Origin of the sequence: Acidithiobacillus sp. IBUN Pt1247-S3 (assembly GCF_041146875.1) — a bacterium.
In the GTDB taxonomy this organism is placed as follows: Bacteria; Pseudomonadota; Gammaproteobacteria; order Acidithiobacillales; family Acidithiobacillaceae; genus Igneacidithiobacillus.
On record NZ_JBFRXP010000074.1, the window covers coordinates 1 to 751 of the forward strand.

1 protein-coding gene is annotated in these 751 nt (G+C 61.1%); it reads left to right on the plus strand.

Annotated elements, in window-relative coordinates:
• Nucleotides 1-11: 11 nt before the first annotated feature.
• Nucleotides 12-751, plus strand: a 740-nt coding sequence (locus tag AB4090_RS15095) for a phospholipase C (RefSeq protein WP_369574698.1), incomplete at its 3' end; no start/stop codon positions are given.

Genomic DNA, 751 nt, shown 5'->3' on the forward strand with positions numbered 1-751 from the left:
ACAAGACCAACATGACTATGGGCTATTTCGAACGGGCGGATATTCCGTTCCATTACGCCCTGGCCGATGCTTTCACCGTCTGTGACCATTACTTTGCCTCCCAGGCCGGCCCTACCTGTCCCAACCGCTGCATGCTTTTTACCGGCTCCATCGACCCTGGCGGGGAGCATGGTGGGCCTTATATCGATGACGATACCCATCTGTGGACCAAGGGGGTCAAGCCCTTCACCTGGCCGACCTATGCCGAGCGCCTACAAAGCGCGGGGATAAGCTGGCGGGTGTATCAGGAGGGCCTGCATGAAGTGGATCACAACCCCATGACCGGCAATTTCGGTGAGAATGCCCTGCTCTACTTTCAGCCCTTTGCCGAGGCCCCCGACAGTTCGCCCTTGGCGCAGCGGGCCCGCCGTCCGGGCGGGGTGGCGGCGTTGCTCGAGGATGTGTTGCAGGACCGCCTACCCCAGGTCTCCTATATAGTCACACCGGCAGGCTATTCCGAGCATCCCTCGTATCCGCCGGCCTATGGCGCCATCTATATCGCCCGGGTCCTGGATGCCCTGACCAGCAATCCTAAGGTTTGGGGTAAGACCGCGCTGCTCCTGGATTACGACGAAAATGATGGCTTCTTCGATCATGTGGTGCCGCCGCAGCCACCGACCCCCGTGCGTCCGGGGAAAAGCACGGTCAGCACCGAGGGCGAAGTCCACGACCGCATCAATCCCGACTGGCCCACGCTCTACACCGCCGATCA